This is a genomic window from Klebsiella sp. ZJOU C1 (genome assembly GCF_035620215.1).
In the GTDB taxonomy this organism is placed as follows: domain Bacteria; phylum Pseudomonadota; class Gammaproteobacteria; order Enterobacterales; family Enterobacteriaceae; genus Klebsiella; species Klebsiella variicola.
Map to the genome: position 1 here is coordinate 4,163,867 of NZ_CP141644.1, position 20,586 is coordinate 4,184,452.

The 20,586-nt window shown below is 56.5% G+C and carries 19 protein-coding genes and 1 rRNA gene; 8 read left to right on the plus strand and 12 right to left on the minus strand.

The features are described from left to right. Positions 1-244: 244 nt before the first annotated feature. From lepB to rseD, 7 genes are all read right to left on the minus strand, one after another. A complete protein-coding gene (lepB, locus tag SPE70_RS19875) occupies positions 245-1,219 on the minus strand; it encodes a signal peptidase I (RefSeq protein ID WP_008803766.1) in 975 nt (324 codons plus the stop codon). 13 nt (positions 1,220-1,232) lie between these two features. After that, positions 1,233-3,032, minus strand: a complete 1,800-nt coding sequence (gene lepA / locus SPE70_RS19880) for a translation elongation factor 4 (protein WP_008803765.1) — start codon at positions 3,030-3,032, stop codon at positions 1,233-1,235. A gap of 185 nt (positions 3,033-3,217) precedes the next feature. Beyond that, a complete protein-coding gene (gene rseC / locus SPE70_RS19885; protein ID WP_008803764.1) occupies positions 3,218-3,697 on the minus strand; it encodes a SoxR-reducing system protein RseC in 480 nt (159 codons plus the stop codon). After that, positions 3,694-4,650: a sigma-E factor regulatory protein RseB gene (gene rseB / locus SPE70_RS19890; protein ID WP_012540854.1), complete on the minus strand. Its 957-nt coding sequence runs from the start codon at positions 4,648-4,650 to the stop codon at positions 3,694-3,696. Before rseB ends, rseC begins: the two co-directional genes overlap by 4 nt. Continuing rightward, entirely contained in the window at positions 4,650-5,300 is a 651-nt protein-coding gene (gene rseA / locus SPE70_RS19895) for an anti-sigma-E factor RseA (protein WP_008803762.1), read from the minus strand. Before rseA ends, rseB begins: the two co-directional genes overlap by 1 nt. 32 nt (positions 5,301-5,332) lie before the next feature. Continuing rightward, positions 5,333-5,908 carry an RNA polymerase sigma factor RpoE gene (rpoE, locus tag SPE70_RS19900; protein ID WP_002914074.1) on the minus strand — a complete coding sequence of 192 codons (576 nt, stop codon included), beginning with the start codon at positions 5,906-5,908 and terminating at the stop codon, positions 5,333-5,335. Next, on the minus strand, positions 5,905-6,000 hold the full coding sequence (rseD, locus tag SPE70_RS26480) for a rpoE leader peptide RseD (protein WP_121980491.1): 96 nt from the start codon (positions 5,998-6,000) through the stop codon (positions 5,905-5,907). Before rseD ends, rpoE begins: the two co-directional genes overlap by 4 nt. A gap of 327 nt (positions 6,001-6,327) precedes the next feature. Between rseD and nadB the strand changes: the two genes are divergently transcribed. Further along, complete coding sequence (gene nadB / locus SPE70_RS19905) at positions 6,328-7,947, plus strand: L-aspartate oxidase (RefSeq protein WP_008803761.1); 1,620 nt, start codon at positions 6,328-6,330, stop codon at positions 7,945-7,947. Here the strand turns inward: nadB and trmN are convergent. Next, complete coding sequence (gene trmN / locus SPE70_RS19910; protein WP_012540852.1) at positions 7,932-8,669, minus strand: tRNA(1)(Val) (adenine(37)-N(6))-methyltransferase TrmN; 738 nt, start codon at positions 8,667-8,669, stop codon at positions 7,932-7,934. The two genes, nadB and trmN, sit on opposite strands and share 16 nt — an antisense overlap. A 130-nt stretch (positions 8,670-8,799) precedes the next feature. On the opposite strand from trmN, the gene srmB reads away from it, so the two are divergent. Next, positions 8,800-10,131 carry an ATP-dependent RNA helicase SrmB gene (gene srmB / locus SPE70_RS19915; RefSeq protein WP_012540851.1) on the plus strand — a complete coding sequence of 444 codons (1,332 nt, stop codon included), beginning with the start codon at positions 8,800-8,802 and terminating at the stop codon, positions 10,129-10,131. A 45-nt stretch (positions 10,132-10,176) separates the two neighbouring features. On the opposite strand, the gene grcA is transcribed toward srmB, so the two are convergent. After that, on the minus strand, positions 10,177-10,560 hold the full coding sequence (grcA, locus tag SPE70_RS19920; protein ID WP_002914084.1) for an autonomous glycyl radical cofactor GrcA: 384 nt from the start codon (positions 10,558-10,560) through the stop codon (positions 10,177-10,179). Positions 10,561-10,871: 311 nt separating this feature from the next. Between grcA and ung the strand changes: the two genes are divergently transcribed. Continuing rightward, positions 10,872-11,561 (plus strand): uracil-DNA glycosylase, encoded by a 690-nt coding sequence (ung, locus tag SPE70_RS19925; RefSeq protein ID WP_012540850.1) that lies wholly within the window; start codon positions 10,872-10,874, stop codon positions 11,559-11,561. Positions 11,562-11,618: 57 nt separating this feature from the next. On the opposite strand, the gene SPE70_RS19930 is transcribed toward ung, so the two are convergent. Further along, entirely contained in the window at positions 11,619-12,704 is a 1,086-nt protein-coding gene (locus SPE70_RS19930; RefSeq protein WP_022064862.1) for a tRNA/rRNA methyltransferase, read from the minus strand. Positions 12,705-12,907: 203 nt separating this feature from the next. Between SPE70_RS19930 and trxC the strand changes: the two genes are divergently transcribed. From trxC to SPE70_RS19955, 5 genes are all read left to right on the plus strand, one after another. Next, positions 12,908-13,333 carry a thioredoxin TrxC gene (gene trxC / locus SPE70_RS19935; RefSeq protein ID WP_002914091.1) on the plus strand — a complete coding sequence of 142 codons (426 nt, stop codon included), beginning with the start codon at positions 12,908-12,910 and terminating at the stop codon, positions 13,331-13,333. A gap of 69 nt (positions 13,334-13,402) precedes the next feature. Beyond that, complete coding sequence (gene tapT / locus SPE70_RS19940) at positions 13,403-14,101, plus strand: tRNA-uridine aminocarboxypropyltransferase (RefSeq protein ID WP_064170353.1); 699 nt, start codon at positions 13,403-13,405, stop codon at positions 14,099-14,101. A 34-nt stretch (positions 14,102-14,135) separates the two neighbouring features. After that, positions 14,136-16,787, plus strand: coding sequence for a bifunctional acetate--CoA ligase family protein/GNAT family N-acetyltransferase (locus SPE70_RS19945; RefSeq protein ID WP_012540847.1), 2,652 nt, complete (start codon positions 14,136-14,138; stop codon positions 16,785-16,787). 120 nt (positions 16,788-16,907) lie between these two features. Then, positions 16,908-18,263, plus strand: coding sequence for a CDP-diacylglycerol--serine O-phosphatidyltransferase (gene pssA / locus SPE70_RS19950; RefSeq protein WP_008803754.1), 1,356 nt, complete (start codon positions 16,908-16,910; stop codon positions 18,261-18,263). A gap of 41 nt (positions 18,264-18,304) precedes the next feature. Next, a complete protein-coding gene (locus SPE70_RS19955; protein WP_008803753.1) occupies positions 18,305-18,628 on the plus strand; it encodes a YfiM family lipoprotein in 324 nt (107 codons plus the stop codon). A 3-nt stretch (positions 18,629-18,631) separates the two neighbouring features. Here the strand turns inward: SPE70_RS19955 and SPE70_RS19960 are convergent, their stop codons facing one another. Then, on the minus strand, positions 18,632-19,930 hold the full coding sequence (locus SPE70_RS19960) for an MFS transporter (RefSeq protein WP_064170352.1): 1,299 nt from the start codon (positions 19,928-19,930) through the stop codon (positions 18,632-18,634). Between the two features lie 461 nt (positions 19,931-20,391). Next, positions 20,392-20,507 (minus strand): 5S ribosomal RNA (gene rrf, locus SPE70_RS19965). Between the last annotated feature and the right edge of the window lie 79 nt (positions 20,508-20,586).

Below are 20,586 nucleotides of genomic sequence, written 5' to 3' on the forward strand. Positions count from 1 at the left end.
ACCAATAAATGAATGCGTCAAAGATGCAGCACACGAAACCGACCTGAGCATACGCTTCATACAGCAAGTTGAAACAGTCCAATACGCTTTCGTGTGCAGTGTCACCCGGCAGAGCGACAACCAAAAACTTCGGGGGGATATTCTATACGCAACGACACGTGATGTCGTTAGTTTGAATGGATTTAAATATTAAATAATTCACGTCGCTGCGGTTATCGCAGCGACGTGAATTCAACAGGGGAAATTAATGAATTCCACCAATGCGCGATAACCGCACGCCGGTCGGCCATTCACCTTCCTGTTTTTCAAAACTCATCCAGATAGCGGTCGCTTTTCCGACCAGGTTCGCTTCCGGCACAAAGCCCCAGTAGCGGCTGTCGGCGCTGTTATCCCGGTTGTCACCCATCATAAAATACTGACCGGGCGGTACAATCCAGGTGGCCAGCGGCAGGCCGGACTGATGGTAGTACATCCCAACCTGATCCTGGGCAATCGGCACCATCAGAATACGGTGCGTGACGTCGCCCAGCGTCTCCTGACGCTCGGTCAGACGAATGCCGTCCGCTTTGGTTTCGCCCTTCGGCAACTGCCAGAAACCGCTGGACGCTTCGCCGCCGTTGCTGCGGGAGAAGGTCTGAACGAAATCGCTCGGCTCAACATTGGAATAGGTCACCGGCAGCGCGTTGCCGCAGGCCTGTCCGGAGCTGCAGCCCGGCTGAATAGTGACCTGCTTGGCAACCGGATCGTAGGTGACTTTATCGCCCGGTAATCCCACCGCGCGCTTAATGTAGTCGAGACGCGGATCTTCCGGATATTTAAACACCACGATGTCGCCGCGCTTTGGATGACCCGTTTCGATCAGCGTTTTCTGGTAGATCGGATCTTTAATGCCGTAAGCGAATTTCTCCACCAGGATGAAATCGCCAATCAGCAGGGTCGGCATCATCGAACCTGACGGGATCTGGAAAGGTTCATAGATAAACGAACGCACAATCAGCACAATCGCCAGCACCGGGAAGACCGAGGCGCCAGTTTCCAGCCAGCCCGGTTTCGGGCCCACTTTCTTCAGCGTTTTCTTATCCAGTTGCTCGCCGGTCGCTGCCTGAGCAGCGGCCTGACGCTCACGACGTTTTGGTGCGAAGATGAACTTATCCAGACACCACAACAGCCCTGTCACAAGGGTCGCAATGACCAAAATCAGGGCAAACATGTTCGCCATGCCAACTCCTTAATTATTTGCCGTCTTTACCAACGTGCAGAATGGCGAGGAACGCTTCCTGCGGCAGTTCAACGTTACCGACCTGCTTCATACGCTTCTTACCTTCTTTCTGCTTCTGCAGCAGCTTTTTCTTACGGCTGACGTCGCCGCCGTAGCATTTCGCCAGGACGTTTTTACGCAGCTGTTTCACAGTAGAGCGCGCGATGATGTGGTTGCCGATAGCCGCCTGAATGGCGATATCGAACTGCTGACGCGGGATCAGCTCTTTCATCTTCTCGACCAGTTCGCGACCACGATAAGGGGCGTTGTCGTTGTGGGTGATCAGCGCCAGCGCATCGACACGCTCGCCGTTGATCAGCACGTCAACGCGCACCATGTTCGAGGCCTGGAAGCGTTTGAAGTTATAATCCAGCGACGCATAGCCACGGGAGGTAGACTTCAGACGGTCGAAGAAGTCGAGAACCACTTCCGCCATCGGGATTTCGTAGGTCAGCGCCACCTGTTTACCGTGGTAAACCATGTTGGTCTGCACGCCACGCTTCTCGATACACAGGGTGATCACGTTGCCGAGGAACTCCTGCGGCAGCAGCATGTGACACTCGGCGATAGGCTCACGCAGCTCCTGAATATTATTCAGCGGCGGCAGCTTGGACGGGCTATCGACGTAGATAACTTCTTTGGAGGTCGTTTCCACTTCATAGACTACCGTCGGCGCCGTGGTAATCAGGTCAAGATCGTACTCACGCTCCAGACGCTCCTGAATGATTTCCATGTGCAACAGGCCGAGGAAGCCGCAGCGGAAGCCGAAGCCCAGCGCCGTTGAGCTTTCCGGCTCATAGAACAAGGAAGCATCGTTCAGACTCAGTTTACCCAGCGCATCACGGAAGTTTTCATAGTCATCAGAGCTCACCGGGAACAGACCGGCATAGACCTGCGGCTTCACTTTTTTGAAGCCCGGCAGCGCTTTATCCGCTGGATTACGCGCCGCGGTCAGGGTATCGCCCACCGGCGCGCCGAGGATGTCTTTGATCGCGCAGACCAGCCAGCCTACCTCGCCGCATTTCAGCTCGGTACGGTCGACCTGTTTCGGGGTGAAGATGCCCAGACGGTCGGCGTTATAGACCTGGCCGGTGCTCATCACTTTAATTTTATCGCCCTTGCGCATGGTGCCGTTTTTAATACGCACCAGCGACACGACGCCTAAGTAGTTATCGAACCAGGAGTCGATGATCAGCGCCTGCAGCGGCGCGTCCGGATCGCCTTCCGGCGGCGGAATATCGCGCACCAGACGTTCCAGCACGTCCGGCACGCCAACGCCGGTTTTCGCCGAGCAGCGAACCGCGTCGTGAGCATCGATACCGACGATATCTTCAATCTCGTCCGCTACGCGCTCCGGATCGGCCGCAGGCAGGTCGATCTTGTTGAGCACCGGAACGACTTCGAGGTCCATTTCCATGGCGGTATAGCAGTTCGCCAGGGTCTGGGCTTCTACGCCCTGCCCGGCGTCAACCACCAGCAGCGCGCCTTCGCACGCCGCCAGGGAGCGCGATACTTCATAGGAGAAGTCAACGTGGCCCGGGGTGTCGATAAAGTTGAGCTGATAAGTTTCACCATCGCTGGCTTTATAGTCCAGGGTGACGCTCTGCGCCTTGATGGTAATCCCGCGCTCACGTTCAAGGTCCATGGAGTCCAGAACCTGGGCCGCCATTTCGCGATCAGAAAGGCCACCGCAAATCTGGATGATACGGTCAGACAGCGTCGACTTACCGTGGTCGATGTGAGCGATGATCGAAAAGTTACGTATATTCTTCATATTTAGAGTTAATTATGCCTTACGAGTATCATGAGGCCGCTGTACTGTGCCTGACGTTTTTTAATCCGAAAACGCCGCATTCTACACTACATCCGTGAAACCAGGAAATGCTGTTAGATCCAGCATAACGGCAGAAATTGTGGCGTTGTTACAGGAAGAGTAAATAAAGATGAGGGGCAGTGAAATCACTGCCCCATTTCAGAGGAGGGCGTATCAACACGCAGCAGATCCGGCGGCAAACCGACGCTTAAAATCACCGGCTGCCATGACTGGCGAGCAGCCAGCTGCGGCGACAGACCGCGCGCCACCAGGAAGCCGCCGACGCCGCCCAACAGCGCGCCGCAAAGTGACGCGATATCGCTGGCAAACAGCACCTGGAAAATGGACGCCATCACAAACAGCCCCACCAGCGGCGCCATATAGACGAGCAGCGCTGAGCCCAGCAGGCTACTTTCAGCGATCCCCAGTTCCACTTTTTGCCCCGCGGCCAATGGCTGCTCGCAGGGCACGCTAATGGTATGGCTGGTCTGCGGCCCCAGCTTGTTTAACACCCGGCTACCGCAGCCGGCACGGGAAGCGCAGCTGCTGCAGGAGGCTTTAACGTCGCAGTGCACCTGCGCCACGCCGTTATGCCAGGAAACCACGGTGGCCCACTCTTTAATCATTGTACTGCCTTGAATTTAATACTGTCAGAGATACGCTTCGCCGTCTGCGGCGGCAGTTCGCCCACCACGGTGATCTCCGCGTTATCGCGTACCGTCGTGCTGACGGTACGTCGGCCGGTGCGCAACAGCTGGTCGCTGCTGGCCGCCGTGGCGCGGTTGATATTGATCGAGAAGCTGAACAAGCCGTCGGAATAGAGACGTGATTCGACTGGACCGTCAAAAGTGGGCAGACGGCGCTGACTGCTGGAAACTTCAGCCATCCCCTGGGGAAGCCATGTTGGCGCCCAGTTGAAGTTGGCTTTGTCGCCCCCTTCAGGGACGGACAGCTGCGGCGGTAGATTCGCTTTTGCCAGCGTCTCCATGCTGGCGCTGACGTTATCGCCAACGTTGAAGGAGACAACCCGGAACTGCTCCAGCGTTTCACCGTCGCGGTCGAGCAAATCGACGCGCAGAGGCAGTTTGGTCTCGGCGTCCAGCCAGGCGATAAAGCTATAGCGCGTACCGTCGCGAGCTACGACGCGGATCACGTCGCAGAGGCGATCAGCGATACGAGTACGACCAACGGAGATAAAATCATACGCAGCGGAGAGGCGTTTGAAATCGCTATAAACCAACGATGGCAGCGAATCGACGATGTAGTCGCCGTTGAGGGTGAAAGGATCGAGACCGGGTTCAAAATAGCTGATTTCCGTGCCGCGCAGGACCACTTCCCGGCGCGGGCCGTCCAGCTGCAGCAGTTGCGCCAGCGGTTGATTGTTCAGTCGCGCATGACGATAGCGCAGCGACTCAACGCCTTGTTTATTGATGCTGACGAAAGACAGCTCATAATTGAGGGACTGGCTGGCCAGGTTCATCTGCTGCAACAACGCCCCGGACGATGTATCAGCCGAGGCGTTGACAGAGAACAACAGGCTGCCTGCCATGAGCGACATGGCACACCAAAGTTGCTTCATTACTGCGATTGCGTTCCTAAAGTTTGATAACCCGGCACCTGGACTGCTGCCTGCTGAGTCTGGGCCTGGCCAAACTGCAGCTGCTCAGCGTGCAGGCGGCGCTGCAGTTCATAGTCCTGCAACATGGCGTTAATCCGGCGGCGCTGTTCCTGGACTTGCGCCTGCTGGCCGCTACCCGCTGATGCGTCAGCCGGCACGCCAAGGCTTACCGGGCTCGCTTTACCCATCATCGGCAGGGTATTGAACACTGGCGCCTCTGGCTGCTGAGTCGCATCAGACTGCCCATTATAGTGCTGGACGCCGACGATAACCGCAAGCGATACGCAGGCGGCAACGCCCATTTGGGTGAGTGAGCTGGCCCATGGACGCACTTTGTTCCAGAACGGCATCTGCCGCCACTGGTGGGGTGCGGGCTGAGATTCAGGAATAAGCGGCGCCGTCTGACGAACGGGCTCATTTTCAATGGCGGCCATCACCCGGGCGGAGATATCGAATTGCAGCACCTCTGCGGTATCGCCACGCAGCGTATCGCGAATGAGGTGATAGCTCTCCCAGGTTTTTTGCATCTCAGAGGAACGGCTCAGCTCGTTGAGCAGTTCTTTATCCAGCGTTTCACCATCCATTAAAGCCGAAAGTTGTTCTTTCTGCATGCCTGATACCCTTTTCCAGTATTCCGCTATCGTCAACGCCTGATAAGCGGTTGAACTTTATTATCAATAGCTTCTCGCGCCCGGAAGATACGCGAACGCACCGTCCCAACCGGACAATCCATGATAGCGGCTATCTCTTCATAGCTCAGGCCATCCAGCTCCCGTAACGTAATTGCCATGCGTAAATCTTCCGGGAGCGATTCAATGGTACGAAAAACTATTTGTCTCAGTTCTTCTGACAACATTAAGTTCTCAGGGTTCGAAATTTCTTTCAACGCCCCGCCGCTTTCGAAGTTTTCCGCCTCGTTGGCGTCAACATCGCTGGACGGCGGACGGCGTCCCTGAGCAACCAGATAATTCTTCGCCGTGTTGACGGCGATACGGTATAACCAGGTGTAAAAAGCGCTATCTCCCCGGAAAGAGTCCAGCGCACGCCATGCCTTAACGAACGATTCCTGAACAACGTCAGCGATATCGCCCGGCGGTACATAGCGGGAAACCAGACTCGCGACCTTATGCTGATAGCGCACCACCAGCAAATTAAACGCTTTCTGATCTCCTTTCTGGACCCGTTCAACAAGGACCTGATCCGTTAACTGCTCGCTCATCCGAGGTAATGTCTCCCCAAACCCAATTCCCATGCGTCTTCAAAACACCACCCAAAATCTGCATTATGAGCAAGCTGACTGTTGGAGTGCATGAAAACAATAAAGTTCCGTTACGCTTTTGTTTTTTGTCTGGCAACGGCGGCAGATCGTTATCAATCATTATATGCCCAGGTTGCTAAACAACAGGTTAGTCAATAAGAAAAAGCGCAGGCCCGACTGAAGGGTATCGTAACACAGTGTTTATTTCACTATAAAATCCAATGCTAACAACCTGCTCCACTTCTCTTTTTTACCGCACAACGCCCCTTTTCCCGGCCCCTTCTGTTTAGCCGTCACAACACCAGGCAAAAAATATGTACGATTCCTCACGCGCTGGTGCTATTGTGAGCTAAATGTGTTTAGTAAATTAAACAAAGACGATGAATACCACTCCTGACTTCTCTTGTGATGTGTTGATTATCGGCAGCGGCGCTGCCGGTCTCTCCCTCGCGCTGCGCCTGGCGGAGCACAGTTCGGTGACGGTGCTGAGTAAAGGGCCGATCAGCGAAGGTTCGACGTTCTATGCGCAGGGCGGGATTGCCGCCGTCTTCGATGAGACGGACAGTATCGAATCCCATGTTGAAGATACGCTGATCGCCGGCGCGGGACTCTGCGATCGCCATGCGGTCACCTTCGTCGCCAGCAACGCCAGACCGTGCGTACAATGGCTTATCGATCAGGGCGTGCTGTTTGACACCCAGGTCCAGGCCAATGGAGAAGAGAGCTACCATCTCACTCGCGAAGGGGGGCACAGCCATCGACGCATTCTTCACGCCGCCGACGCTACCGGCAAAGCGGTAGAGACAACGCTGGTCGATAAAGCCCTTGCTCATCCGAATATCCGCATCATTGAGCGCAGCAATGCCGTTGATTTGATTGTCTCGGACAAGATTGGCCTGCCGGGCACGCGCCGGGTGGTCGGGGCCTGGATCTGGAACCGCAATAAAGAGCGGGTAGAAACCTGCAGCGCGAAGGCGGTGGTGCTTGCGACCGGCGGGGCCGCCAAGGTTTATCAATATACCACTAACCCTGACGTCTCTTCCGGAGACGGCATTGCGATGGCCTGGCGGGCGGGCTGCCGGGTAGCGAATCTCGAATTCAACCAGTTCCACCCCACCGCGCTGTATCATCCACAGGCACGCAATTTCCTGCTTACTGAAGCGCTGCGCGGCGAAGGCGCCCACCTTAAACGCCCAGACGGCACCCGCTTTATGCCGGACTTTGACGAGCGCGGCGAGCTGGCCCCGCGCGATATCGTCGCCCGCGCCATCGACCATGAAATGAAGCGCCTGGGCGTTGACTGTATGTTCCTTGATATCAGCCATAAACCCGAGGCGTTTGTTCGCCAGCACTTCCCAATGATTTACGAAAAGCTGCTCGGTCTGGGAATTGATTTAACCAAAGATCCGGTGCCGGTCGTCCCCGCCGCGCATTACACCTGCGGCGGCGTGATGGTGGATGATAATGGCCGTACTGACGTCGATGGCTTATACGCCATCGGCGAAGTCAGCTATACCGGGCTGCACGGCGCCAACCGCATGGCCTCGAACTCGCTGCTGGAGTGTCTGGTCTACGGCTGGTCCGCCGCGGAGGATATCGCCCGGCGCCTGCCGCTGGCCCAGAAGGTCACCACCCTGCCGGCGTGGGATGAAAGTCAGGTGGAGATCCCGGATGAACTGGTGGTTATCCAGCATAACTGGCACGAGCTGCGCCTGCTGATGTGGGATTATGTCGGCATTGTGCGCACGACGCGCAGACTGGAGCGCGCCCTGCGGCGCATTACCATGCTCCAGCAGGAGCTGGATGAGTATTACGCCCGCTTCCGCGTCTCGAATAATCTGCTGGAGCTGCGCAATCTGGTGCAGGTGGCGGAGCTTATCGTACGCTGCGCGATGTTACGTAAGGAGAGCCGCGGGCTGCACTATACCCTCGACTATCCGCAGCCGCTGCCGAACAGCGGCCCGTCGATACTGTCGCCCCTGGCTCACATAAAGAGATAAAAATCCCCGGTCAGAGCAGTAAACCCTTCAGAGTACTGCTGCTCTGGCCCGCGGATCGCCAGTCTGTCGCAGAAACACTCTCCTGCCGTCGGGGAGAACGCCAGCAGCACCCGGTGCGGCGGCCGCAGTTCGGTCTCCGCCACGTCAGTGCGCAGTCGCAAATGCCACCCCATCGCCGTTGCCCGCTCGATAAACGCATTACCGATATCCACCGGCAGCACCACGCAAAAAAAACCTTCTTCGGTGATATGCTCTGCGGCACAGGTCAGCAGGGAGGCGTGATCGAGCGTCGTGGTATACCGCGCCTGCTCCCGCTGCGAGGTAGCGCATGGCACGCCTTCGGCAAAAAAAGGCGGGTTACTGATTATCAGTTCATAGCGTCGGGTTTGCGACGGCTGCCACTGATGGATATCGGCCTGGCAGACTTCTATGCGCGAAGACCACGGTGACGCGAGGGCATTTTCCCGCGCCTGAGCGGCTGCCTCCTCGTCCAGTTCGACCGCATCGACTTGCACATCGTGATCGGTACGCTGGGCGAGCATTAGCGCCAGCAGGCCGCTGCCCGCGCCAATATCCAGCACATGCTTCACCCCGGCAATCGGCGCCCAGGCGCCAAGCAAAATGCCATCAGTGCCCACCTTCATCGCGCAACGATCGTGGGCGACAAAGAACTGTTTGAAGGTAAAACCATTGCGCGGCAGCGCAAACTTCGACTGAGACATCCTCAATAACCTTGCCGACAAAACTCCTGAACGTAAGGCTATGCACAATACCGGAGAACAGATAGCCTTACAAACAGATGAACATTACGTCAGTAACGTCTATAATCGGCGGCCCACTCAGAGGTAGAACATGACTGTAACGACTTTTTCCGAACTTGAACTCGACGAAAACCTGCTGGAAGCCCTCCAGGATAAAGGTTTCACTCGCCCGACAGCCATTCAGGCCGCCGCTATTCCGCCTGCGCTCGATGGCCGTGACATTCTCGGTTCAGCGCCGACCGGCACCGGTAAAACGGCGGCGTATCTGCTGCCAGCGTTGCAGCACCTGCTCGATTTCCCGCGTAAGAAATCCGGGCCGCCGCGCATTCTTATCCTGACGCCGACCCGCGAGCTGGCGATGCAGGTGGCTGACCACGCCCGCGAGCTGGCGAAGCATACCCATCTGGATATCGCCACCATTACCGGCGGCGTAGCGTACATGAACCACGCGGAAGTGTTCAGCGAAAACCAGGATATCGTGGTCGCTACCACCGGTCGCCTGCTGCAGTATATTAAAGAAGAGAACTTTGACTGCCGCGCCGTCGAGACCCTGATCCTCGATGAAGCCGACCGCATGCTGGACATGGGCTTTGCTCAGGATATCGAAACCATCGCCGGTGAAACCCGCTGGCGCAAGCAGACCATGCTGTTCTCCGCCACGCTGGAAGGCGATGCGATCAAAGATTTTGCCGAACGCCTGCTGGAAGAGCCGGTTGAAGTCTCCGCTACCCCATCGACCCGCGAACGTAAAAAAATTCATCAGTGGTACTATCGCGCCGACGATATCGAGCATAAAACCGCGCTGCTGATTCATTTGCTGAAGCAGCCGGAAGCAACCCGCTCCATCGTCTTCGTGCGTAAGCGCGAGCGCGTTCACGAACTCGCCGCTAAGCTGCACGAAGCAGGGATTAACACCTGCTGGCTGGAGGGCGAGATGGTGCAGATTAAGCGCAACGAAGCGATTAAACGCCTGACCGATGGTCGCGTGAACGTGCTGATCGCCACCGACGTCGCCGCACGCGGTATTGATATCCCGGATGTCAGCCACGTGTTTAACTTCGACATGCCGCGCACCGCCGATATCTATTTGCACCGTATCGGTCGTACCGGCCGCGCCGGTAAAAAAGGCATCGCCATTTCGCTGGTTGAAGCGCATGACCACCTGCTGCTGGGCAAGATCGGCCGCTACGTTGAAGAACCGCTGAAAGCCCGCGTGATTGATGAATTGCGACCGAAAACCCGCGCGCCGAGCGAGAAGTTAACCGGTAAACCGTCGAAGAAAGTATTGGCGAAGCGCGCCGAGAAAAAAGAGAAAGAAAAAGAGAAACCGCGGGTGAAGAAACGCCACCGCGACACCAAAAATATCGGTAAGCGCCGTAAGCCAAGCGCGGCCGGGACGCCATCAACGTCCACTGAAGAGTAAAAAAAACGCCGGGACATCCCGGCGTTTTCACATCTGGCTTCAGCCTTACAGGCTTTCGGTAAAGGTACGGGCGATAACGTCGCGCTGCTGTTCCGGAGTCAGGGAGTTGAAGCGTACCGCATAGCCGGAAACACGAATGGTCAGCTGCGGGTATTTTTCCGGGTGCTCAACCGCGTCCAGCAGAGTTTCGCGACGCAGCACGTTCACGTTCAGGTGCTGACCGCCTTCCACGCGAACTTCTGGTTTCACGTCTACCGGAATTTCACGGTATTCGATTTCACCCAGTTTGCTCACCGCCACCACGTCATCTTCCGCAAAACCACCTTTGGCACACAGGCAGCGCGCTTCGCCTTTTTCGCTGTCCAGCAGCCAGAAAGAGTTCAGCAGGTCGTCGTTTGCCGCTTTAGTAATTTGGATACCAGTAATCATTTGATGCCTCCCAGGCAGTGTTTATTCGATTTTGGCCTCTTCGCGGCCAATTGGTAAAACCATTGTTGTATGAGTGTATATATATCAGCCGCACCCTCGGCATTCCTTGATATAAATCAATAAAAACCACTCACACAAAGTGGGTATAGGGGGATTTTATTGTTTTACATCAAGTTAGGCCATGGGGTCTCATAAATAATTTTGTAAATTTTCAATTTTTTTTGCATAAAAGCCCACATCAAGCCGTGCCGATTTTGTTCTGTAGAAAGAAGCCGTTAAGCTATAGCGATGACCCTTTGCAGGAGAGCAAGATGACCACCTCTTTAACCTGGCATGACGTGCTGGCGGATGAAAAGCAACAACCCTATTTTCTCAATACACTGAAGACCGTCGCCGAAGAGCGCCAGTCCGGGATCACCATCTACCCACCGCAAAAAGACGTCTTCAATGCGTTTCGCTTTACCGAGCTGGGCGACGTCAAAGTCGTCATTCTCGGCCAGGATCCCTATCACGGCCCGGGTCAGGCCCATGGTCTGGCATTCTCGGTTCGCCCGGGCGTCGCGATCCCGCCCTCGCTCTTGAACATGTACAAAGAGCTGGAGGCCACGATCCCCGGTTTTACTCGCCCCACTCACGGTTATCTCGAAAGCTGGGCGCGTCAGGGCGTACTTCTGCTTAATACGGTCCTGACCGTCCGCGCCGGGCAGGCGCACTCGCACGCCAGCCTTGGCTGGGAGACCTTTACCGATAAAGTTATCGCGTTAATCAATGAGCATTGCGAGGGGGTGGTCTTTCTGCTGTGGGGTTCTCATGCGCAGAAGAAAGGCGCGATTATCGATCGTCAGCGCCACTGCGTGCTGAAAGCGCCGCACCCATCGCCGCTCTCTGCGCATCGCGGCTTCTTTGGCAGCAACCATTTCGTACAGACCAACCAGTGGCTGGCTGACCGCGGCGAAGCGCCGATCGACTGGATGCCGGTCCTCCCCGCCGAAAGCGAGTGATCGACAGCCATAAAAAAAGCCAGCATCAGCTGGCTTTTTCGCATTCAGGCAGGCGAATTACGCCTTGTTCTGACGCCACCATTCTGCCAGCAGGACGCCGGTCGCCACAGAGACGTTCAGGCTTTCGACATTGCCGGTACCGTTGATGGCAACGCTGAGATCGGAGCTGGAAATCGCCGCATCGGACAGACCATCACGCTCCTGGCCTAACACCAGCACCATTTTCTTCGGCAGCTCGGCTTTAAACAGCGGCGTACCATTATGGCTGGACGTTGAGACAATCGCGTAGCCCGCTTTGCGGAACTGATCCAGGGTATCGATAAAGCTGTCGCCGGTGATCGGTTCAACATGCTCCGCCCCGCCCTCCGCCGTACGGATCGCCGCCCCGGACTCCAGCACGCCAGCATCCTGAACCACCACGCCCTTCACGCCGAAGTGCGCGCAGCTGCGCATGATCGCCCCGAGGTTGTGCGGGTTACCCACGTCTTCCAGCGCCAGAACGCAATCGTCTTCTGCCGCCTTCGCGACCCACTGGGCAACAGAAGTGCCGTGGCGTTTTTTGATCAGGAAGCAGACCCCGCCGTGGTGCTCGGTGCCGGAGGCTTTCGCCAGCTCGGCTTCGTCCACCACATGATAGGCTTTACGGTTGGCCGCCATCCAGCGCAGCGCCTCTTTAAAGCGGGGCGTGACGCTCTGGATAAACCAGGCGCGAACGATAGCTTCCGGACGGCTCTGGAACAGCGCCTGGCAGGCGTTTTCGCCATACACGCGGGTCTCTTCCGCACGCTGACGACGCAGTACTTCCGGATCGATAAAGCTCTTCCCGCTGATCCCGCCGTGATCTTCTTTTACCGGCGTCTCATCGCCAGGAGCACGGGAAACGGTACGCCACGGAGACGCATCGTCACGATGAAAATCATCGCGCTTGCGATCGTCACGCTTACGGTCGTCACGTTTGCGATCGTCGCCGCGGCTGTTTCGTTCGTCACGCGCAGGGCGGCTGCGGCCGTCAACACGAGATTTTCCTGGACGACCTCCCCCTTTCCCGGTACGTGGGTTATGGGTGCGTTTGTCAGAATCATCATCACTGCGGACATACATCACTTTGACCTTGCCGCTTTTATTTTTCAGTTCGTCGCTCATCAATTTTCTCCACCTGCGCTGCGCGAAGCGCGCAGATTACCCGATGTGTCATCGCTTCGCCATGATTTCGTTTAAAAGCCGGCCTCTATTGCACTCATCGAACAAAACGCATTGTCCTTAAATAACACTTAATCGATAATATGTAACATCACAGAAACATATCGGCCACGTGCCACGTTGCAACCCATAACCAGAGGTTAGTTATGAATACCGTTTGTGCCAGTTGTCAGGCTCTGAACCGCCTCCCGGACGATCGTAGCGCGGATGGCGCAAAGTGCGGACGCTGCGGTCACGATCTTTTTGACGGCGACGTCATCAACGCGACCGGGGCAACGCTGGATAAACTCTTAAAGGACGATCTGCCGGTCGTTGTCGATTTCTGGGCGCCATGGTGCGGCCCCTGCCGTAGCTTCGCGCCGATCTTTGAAGATGTCGCGGAAGAACGTAGCGGGAAGATGCGTTTTGTCAAAGTCAACACCGAAGCGGAACGTGAGCTTAGCGCCCGGTTTCGTATCCGCAGCATCCCGACCATTATGATGTTCAAAAATGGCGAAGTGATCGACATGCTCAATGGCGCGGTGCCAAAAGCGCCATTTGATAGCTGGCTGAACGAAGCCGGCCAACAGTAATCCTTCCGGGGCACCGCTTGTGCCCCGTTTTCACCTCTGCGACAATAGCGTTTTTCTCTAGCGACTCCCATGATTGAAAACGCAGTCCTTCGCCTGCGCGCTGAACGCCTCGCGCGTGCTACCCGGCCTTTCCTTGCTCGCGGCAACCGCATCCGCCGCTGTCAGCGCTGCCTGCTGCCGCTCAAGCAGTGCCTGTGCGCGACGTTAGTGCCCGCGCAGGCCACCAGCCGCTTCTGCCTGGTGATGTTTGATACGGAACCGATGAAGCCCAGCAACACCGGCCGGCTCATCGCCGATATTCTGCCTGATACCGAGGCTTTTCAATGGTCGAGAACCGAGCCGCCGCAGGCGCTGCTCGATCTGGTCGCGCATCCTGATTATCAACCGATGGTGGTTTTCCCTGCCTCCTATGCCGGGCCGGAGCGCCAGATCCTGAGCGCGCCGCCGTCCGGCAAGCCGCCGCTATTTATTATGCTCGACGGCACCTGGACCGAAGCGCGCAAAATGTTCCGCAAGAGCCCTTATCTTGACGCGCTACCGATAATCTCCGTCGATCTGTCACGCATCTCTGCCTATCATCTGCGCGAGGCGCACGCCGACGGACAATACTGTACCGCGGAAGTAGCCATCGCCCTGCTGGATCTGGCGGACGATGCCCCGGCCGCCGCTGCGCTTGGCGAGCACTTCACCCGCTTCCGGACCCGCTATCTGGCGGGAAAAACCCAGCATAAGGGCAGTATCACAGCGGACCAGGTGGAAAACGTTTAAAATCATTCGGTCACTGGGATGAAAGGAGACCGGTATGAGCCAACGAGGCCTGGAAGCACTGCTGCGACCAAAGTCCATCGCCGTTATTGGCGCATCAATGAAGCCGCAGCGCGCTGGCTATCTCATGATGCGCAACCTGTTAGCCGGCGGTTTCAATGGCCCGGTACTGCCGGTGACCCCCGCCTGGAAGGCGGTGCTCGGGGTGCTGGCATGGCCCACGATTGAGAGCCTGCCGTTTACGCCGGATCTGGCGGTGCTCTGTACTAACGCCCGGCGTAATATCGAATTGCTCGAAGCCTTAGGGCAGAAAGGGTGTAAAACCTGCATCATTCTCTCTTCGCAGCCGGAACAGTATCCGGCGCTGCTCGAATGCGCCGCCCGCTATCAGATGCGCCTGCTCGGCCCAAACAGCCTGGGGTTGCTGGCGCCGTGGCAAGGCCTGAACGCCAGCTTCTCGCCGGTCGCGATCCACCGCGGTAAACTGGCCTTTATCTCGCAGTCGGCTGCCGTCTCTAATACCATCCTTGACTGGGCGCAGCAGCGCGAGATGGGGTTTTCCTACTTCATCGCGCTGGGCGATAGCCTGGACATTGATGTCGATGACCTGCTGGACTTCCTGGCCCGCGACAGCAAGACCAGCGCCATTTTGCTTTACCTCGAGCATCTAAGCGATGCGCGTCGGTTTGTCTCCGCCGCGCGCAGCGCTTCGCGAAACAAGCCTATCCTGGTGATTAAAAGCGGCCGTAGCCCCGCGGCGCAAAAGCTGTTGCACGTCAACTCCGGGATGGATCCGGCATGGGATGCAGCCATCCAGCGTGCTGGCCTGCTGCGGGTGCAGGACACCCATGAGCTGTTCTCCGCCGTGGAAACGCTCAGCCATATGCGCCCGCTACGCGGTGAAAAGCTGATGATCGTCAGTAATGGCGCGGCTCCGGCGGCGCTGGCGCTGGATGAACTCTGGCTGCGGAATGGCAAACTGGCGGTCCTCAGCGAGGAGACCCGCGACGCCCTGCGCCAGGCGTTGCCGGTTGGCGTCGAGATCGCCAACCCGTTAGATCTGCGGGATGATGCCAGCAGCGAACATTATCAGCAGGCCGTGAATATTTTGCTCAACAGTCAGGACTATGACGCGCTGCTGGTGATCCACTCGCCCAGCGCGGCCGCGCCGGGCACGGAGAGTGCGCTGGCCCTGATTGACGCTCTGAAGCATCATCCGCGCGGTAAATATGTCACCGTGCTGACCAACTGGTGCGGCGAATTTTCCTCGCAGGAAGCGCGACGTTTATTCAGCGATGCCGGCCTCCCAACCTACCGTACGCCAGAGGGCACGATCACCGCTTTTATGCATATGGTGGAATACCGTCGCAACCAGAAACAACTGCGCGAGACGCCGGTGCTACCGGATTCGTTAACCGCCAATACCAGCGAAGCGCATGCTCTGCTGCAGCAAGCGATAGATGACGGCGCCACCACGCTGGATACCCATGAGGTCAGCCCGGTGCTCCGGGCCTATGGCATCCATACTCTGCCGACATGGATTGCCGCTGACAGCGCAGAAGCAGTGCATATCGCTGAGCAGATAGGCTATCCGGTCGCGCTGAAGCTGCGTTCTCCGGATATCCCGCACAAATCGGAAGTACAGGGGGTCATGCTCTATCTGCGTACCGCCGCCGAGGTGCAGCAGGCGGCAGATGCGATGATCGATCGCGTCAGACTGGCCTGGCCCCAGGCGCGCATCCATGGTCTGCTGGTGCAGAGTATGGCTAATCGCGCCGGCGCCCAGGAGCTAAGAGTGGTGGTTGAACACGATCCCGTCTTCGGCCCGTTGATTATGCTGGGCGAAGGCGGTGTGGAGTGGCGGGCCGAGGATCAGGCCGCGGTGGCGCTGCCGCCGTTGAATATGAACCTGGCGCGTTATCTGGTGATCCAGGCGATCAAAAATAAAAAGATCCGCGGTCGCAGCGCATTGCGCCCGCTGGATATCGCGGGCCTGAGCCAGCTGCTGGTTCAGGTATCGAATCTGATCGTCGACTGCCCGGAGATCCAGCGCCTGGACATTCATCCCCTGCTCGCCTCCGGCAACGAGTTTACGGCGCTGGACGTCACGCTAGGCCTGGCCCCCTTTGACGGCGACAGTGAAAGCCGCCTTGCGATTCGTCCCTATCCGCACCAGCAGGAGGAGTGGGTGGTAATGAAAAATGGCGATCGCTGCCTGTTTCGGCCGATCCTTCCGGAAGATGAGCCGCAGCTGCTCGCGTTTATTGCTCAGGTCACCAAAGAAGATCTCTATTATCGCTATTTTAGTGAGATCAACGAATTTACCCACGACGATTTAGCCAATATGACGCAGATCGACTACGATCGTGAAATGGCGTTTGTTGCCGTCAGGACCACCGCAGAGAAAAGCGAAATTCTCGGCGTGACGCGGGCGATCTCCGATCCCGACAATATTGACGCCGAGTTTGCCGTTCTGGTCCGTTCAGATTTAAAAGGGTTAGGCCTGGGGCGAAGGCTGCTGGAAAAGCTGATCGCCTATACGCAAAGCCATGGCCTGCAACGCCTTAATGGCATTACGATGCCGAATAACAGAGGCATGATCGGCCTGGCCAGAAAGCTGGGATTCACCGTTGATATTCAGCTGGAAGATGGGATTGTCAGTCTATCGCTGCCCCTGAATCAGGGATAATCGCGCCACGCTGACCGCAATTGTTGACCACATTAGCGGGTAGTAATGGTATTATTGCCCGCTTACGTCGTCTGCATGGTACAGAAGACCCTTCAATAAACAGAGAAGAAACGCACTGTGATGTTGTCAAAATTTAAGCGTAATAAACATCAACAACACCTTGCCCAACTCCCTAAGCTTTCTCAGTCAGTTGATGATGTAGAGTTCTTTTACGCCCCTGCGGATTTCAGGGAAGCGTTACTGACCCGGATTGCCCACGCCACTCAGCGTATATGCATTATTGCGCTCTACCTGGAGCAAGATGATGGCGGAAAAGGAATTTTGCAGGCTCTCTACGACGCCAAACGCCAGCGTCCGGAACTGGATGTCCGCGTTCTGGTAGACTGGCACCGTGCTCAACGTGGTCGTATCGGCGCCGCCGCCTCCAACACCAATGCCGACTGGTATTGCCGGATGGCCGATGAAAACCCAGGTGTGGATATCCCCGTTTACGGCGTGCCGATTAATACCCGGGAGGCGCTCGGCGTTCTCCATTTCAAAGGCTTTATTATCGATGACAGCGTCCTCTACAGCGGCGCCAGCCTGAACGATGTTTATCTGCATCAGCACGACAAGTACCGTTATGACCGCTATCAGTGCATCCGTAACGGCAAAATGGCGGACGTCATGTTCGACTGGGTCGACAATAATCTGGTTCAGGGGCGCGGCGTTAATCGTCTCGACAGACCGGATCGGCCAAAAAGCCCGGAAATCAAAAACGACATTCGCCAGTACCGTCAGGAGCTCCGCGACCGCAGCTACCATTTTGTCGGCACCGCTGGTGACGAAGAACTCTCCGTCACCCCGCTGGTAGGACTGGGGAAATCCAGCCTGCTGAACAAAACTATTTTTCACCTGATGCCTTGTGCCGAGCACAAGCTGACGATCTGTACCCCCTACTTCAACCTCCCTGCCGTACTGGTGAGAAATATCATCCAGCTGCTGCGGGACGGTAAACAGGTGGAGATTATTGTCGGCGATAAAACCGCTAACGATTTCTACATTCCGGAAGATCAACCGTTTAAAATTATCGGTGCGCTTCCCTATCTGTATGAGATCAACCTGCGGCGTTTCCTCAGCCGACTGCAATATTATGTCAATACCGATCAGCTGATCGTTCGCCTGTGGAAGGATGACGATAACAGCTACCATCTGAAAGGCATGTGGGTTGACGATGAGTGGATGCTGCTCACTGGCAACAACCTTAACCCACGCGCCTGGCGGCTCGATCTGGAAAACGCCATTCTGATCCACGATCCAAAGCGGCAGCTGGGGGCCATGCGGGAAAAAGAGCTGAAGCTCATCCGCACCCACACCACGGTAGTGAAACATTATCGGGATCTGCAAAGTATCGCCGACTATCCGGTGAAAGTGCGAAAACTGATCCGCCGCCTGCGACGGATCCGCATTGACCGGTTGATCAGCCGTATTCTCTGACTATCAGCCCCGCGTCGACGGGGCTTTTTTCTGGAAGCGCTATGCGTTCGATAATAGTGATGACATCGCTGCTGTTAACGGGCTGCAGCCACATGGCAAATGATGCATGGTCCGGTCAGGACAAAGCCCAGCATTTTCTGGCCTCGGCGATGCTGTCTGCCGCCGGCAATGAGTATGCGCAACATCAGGGTTACAGCCGGGACCGCAGCGCCGCCATTGGCCTGATGTTTTCCATCAGTCTTGGCGCGTCAAAAGAGCTTTGGGACAGCCGCCCGGCAGGGAGCGGCTGGAGCTGGAAAGATTTCGCCTGGGATGTCGCCGGCGCGACCACCGGCTATGCTGTGTGGCAACTGGCGCACCAGTAAGCGTTACAGGCGCAGGCCTTTTCCCTTGCGATGCAGCATCAGGGAAACCAGGAAGGCGATGGCCGCCATCACCGTCACATACCAGTAGAACACGTGCTCTATCCCCGCCGACTTAAGCGACAGCGCGACATACTCCGCAGAGCCGCCGAACAGCGCGTTCGCGACGGCATAGGAAAGCCCTACCCCAAGCGCGCGGACCTGAGCCGGGAACATCTCTGCTTTCAGGATGCCGCTGATAGAGGTATAGAAACTGACGATCAGCAAGGCGCAGATCACCAGTCCGAAGGCGGCATACGGTGAGCTCACCTTCTGCAGAGCACTGAGAATAGGCACGGTAAATAACGTCGCCAGCACGCCAAAGCACAGCATGGAGGTGCGACGGCCAACTTTATCCGAAAAGGCGCCGAACAGCGGCTGAACCAGCATATAAACGAATAGCGCCGCGGTCATGATCACGCTGGCGGTGCTAGCCGTCATGCCCGCCGTGTTGACCAGATACTTTTGCATATAGGTAGTAAAGGTGTAGAAGGTCAGCGATCCGGCGGCGGTAAAGCCCAACACCATCACGAAGGCCCGGCGATTGCGCCACAACCCTTTAAATGATCCAGCCTCTTTCAGCGCCCGGGTCTCCTGCTTTGAGGTTTCGTCCAGCTGGCGACGCAGCCACAGCGCGACGATAGCCAGTACCGCCCCAAGAGCAAAAGGAATACGCCATCCCCAGGCATGGAGATCTTCATCGCTGAGCACCTGCTGGAGCGCGACAACCACTAATACCGCCAGCAGTTGACCGCCAATCAGCGTAACGTACTGGAAGGAGGCATAGAAGCCTTTCTTACCTTCCACCGCGACTTCACTCATATAGGTCGCACTGGTGCCGTATTCTCCGCCAACAGACAGCCCCTGGAACAGACGCGCCAGCAGCAGCAGCGCCGGGGCCCAGGTGCCGATGACCGCATAACCCGGCAGACAGGCAATCACCAGTGAGCCAAAGCACATCATGCACACCGAGATAAGCATAGAGGCTTTACGTCCGCGGCGGTCGGCGATTCGACCAAACAGCCATCCGCCGATGGGACGCATCAGGAATCCGGCGGCAAATACGCCTGCCGTCTGCAGCAGTTGGGTGGTGGTATTGCCAGATGGAAAAAAGATATGGGCGAAATAGAGCGAGCAGAATGAATAAACGTAAAAATCAAACCACTCAACCAGATTCCCCGAGGAAGCGCCAACTATTGCCCAAATACGACGACGGGTATCGGCCTGATCCGGCGCGCCCCGTTCGGTAATGCTACTTTCTGTCATTGTTATATTGCTCCAGCAAAGACTGCAATCTGTCTTGTCGGGCGTACCACGTCACGTAGACAAATTAGTTAGTGAACTAAATGTTATATAATTGTTATATCTTTATATGTGACTGTATTCACATTTTTTTTCGTAAGAGTGGTTTTCGCGATTAACGCCAGCGCAGGGGCAAGGAAAAAGTAGATTATGATGAAGGGATTACCATGACGGGGTTTTATGTTGCTTTGAATGAAGATAATGGGGCGGGTATGGCAGGGTTTTCCCCGGAGGCGGTGCTGCGCACCTTGTCCGGGCTACAGGTCGTGCAGGGCGGGTGCGAATCCGTAGCCCCGGTAAGCGCAGCGCCACCGGGGAGACATACCCACACAGCAAAAAACCCCGCACCTTTCGGGACGGGGTTCTTGTTAAAACGCAAAAACAAAAAGCTCAGTCTTTCGACTGAGCTTTCTGCTTTGTTTGATGCCTGGCAGTTCCCTACTCTCACATGGGGAGACCCCACACTACCATCGGCGCTACGGCGTTTCACTTCTGAGTTCGGCATGGGGTCAGGTGGGACCACCGCGCTATCGCCGCCAGGCAAATTCTGTTTTTCAACACGTCTCACGGACGCATTGATTAATCTGTATCAGAGCTGAAAATTCTCTCAAATCGCCAAA

Bases quoted from the DNA above. Each gene is read 5' to 3' on its own strand.
- lepB (WP_008803766.1), bottom strand. From the start codon at position 1,219: ATGGCGAACATGTTTGCCCTGATTTTGGTCATTGCGACCCTTGTGACA.
- lepA (WP_008803765.1), bottom strand. From the start codon at position 3,032: ATGAAGAATATACGTAACTTTTCGATCATCGCTCACATCGACCACGGT.
- rseC (WP_008803764.1), bottom strand. From the start codon at position 3,697: ATGATTAAAGAGTGGGCCACCGTGGTTTCCTGGCATAACGGCGTGGCG.
- rseB (WP_012540854.1), bottom strand. From the start codon at position 4,650: ATGAAGCAACTTTGGTGTGCCATGTCGCTCATGGCAGGCAGCCTGTTG.
- rseA (WP_008803762.1), bottom strand. From the start codon at position 5,300: ATGCAGAAAGAACAACTTTCGGCTTTAATGGATGGTGAAACGCTGGAT.
- rpoE (WP_002914074.1), bottom strand. From the start codon at position 5,908: ATGAGCGAGCAGTTAACGGATCAGGTCCTTGTTGAACGGGTCCAGAAA.
- rseD (WP_121980491.1), bottom strand. From the start codon at position 6,000: ATGCACTCCAACAGTCAGCTTGCTCATAATGCAGATTTTGGGTGGTGT.
- nadB (WP_008803761.1), top strand. From the start codon at position 6,328: ATGAATACCACTCCTGACTTCTCTTGTGATGTGTTGATTATCGGCAGC.
- trmN (WP_012540852.1), bottom strand. From the start codon at position 8,669: ATGTCTCAGTCGAAGTTTGCGCTGCCGCGCAATGGTTTTACCTTCAAA.
- srmB (WP_012540851.1), top strand. From the start codon at position 8,800: ATGACTGTAACGACTTTTTCCGAACTTGAACTCGACGAAAACCTGCTG.
- grcA (WP_002914084.1), bottom strand. From the start codon at position 10,560: ATGATTACTGGTATCCAAATTACTAAAGCGGCAAACGACGACCTGCTG.
- ung (WP_012540850.1), top strand. From the start codon at position 10,872: ATGACCACCTCTTTAACCTGGCATGACGTGCTGGCGGATGAAAAGCAA.
- SPE70_RS19930 (WP_022064862.1), bottom strand. From the start codon at position 12,704: ATGAGCGACGAACTGAAAAATAAAAGCGGCAAGGTCAAAGTGATGTAT.
- trxC (WP_002914091.1), top strand. From the start codon at position 12,908: ATGAATACCGTTTGTGCCAGTTGTCAGGCTCTGAACCGCCTCCCGGAC.
- tapT (WP_064170353.1), top strand. From the start codon at position 13,403: ATGATTGAAAACGCAGTCCTTCGCCTGCGCGCTGAACGCCTCGCGCGT.
- SPE70_RS19945 (WP_012540847.1), top strand. From the start codon at position 14,136: ATGAGCCAACGAGGCCTGGAAGCACTGCTGCGACCAAAGTCCATCGCC.
- pssA (WP_008803754.1), top strand. From the start codon at position 16,908: ATGTTGTCAAAATTTAAGCGTAATAAACATCAACAACACCTTGCCCAA.
- SPE70_RS19955 (WP_008803753.1), top strand. From the start codon at position 18,305: ATGCGTTCGATAATAGTGATGACATCGCTGCTGTTAACGGGCTGCAGC.
- SPE70_RS19960 (WP_064170352.1), bottom strand. From the start codon at position 19,930: ATGACAGAAAGTAGCATTACCGAACGGGGCGCGCCGGATCAGGCCGAT.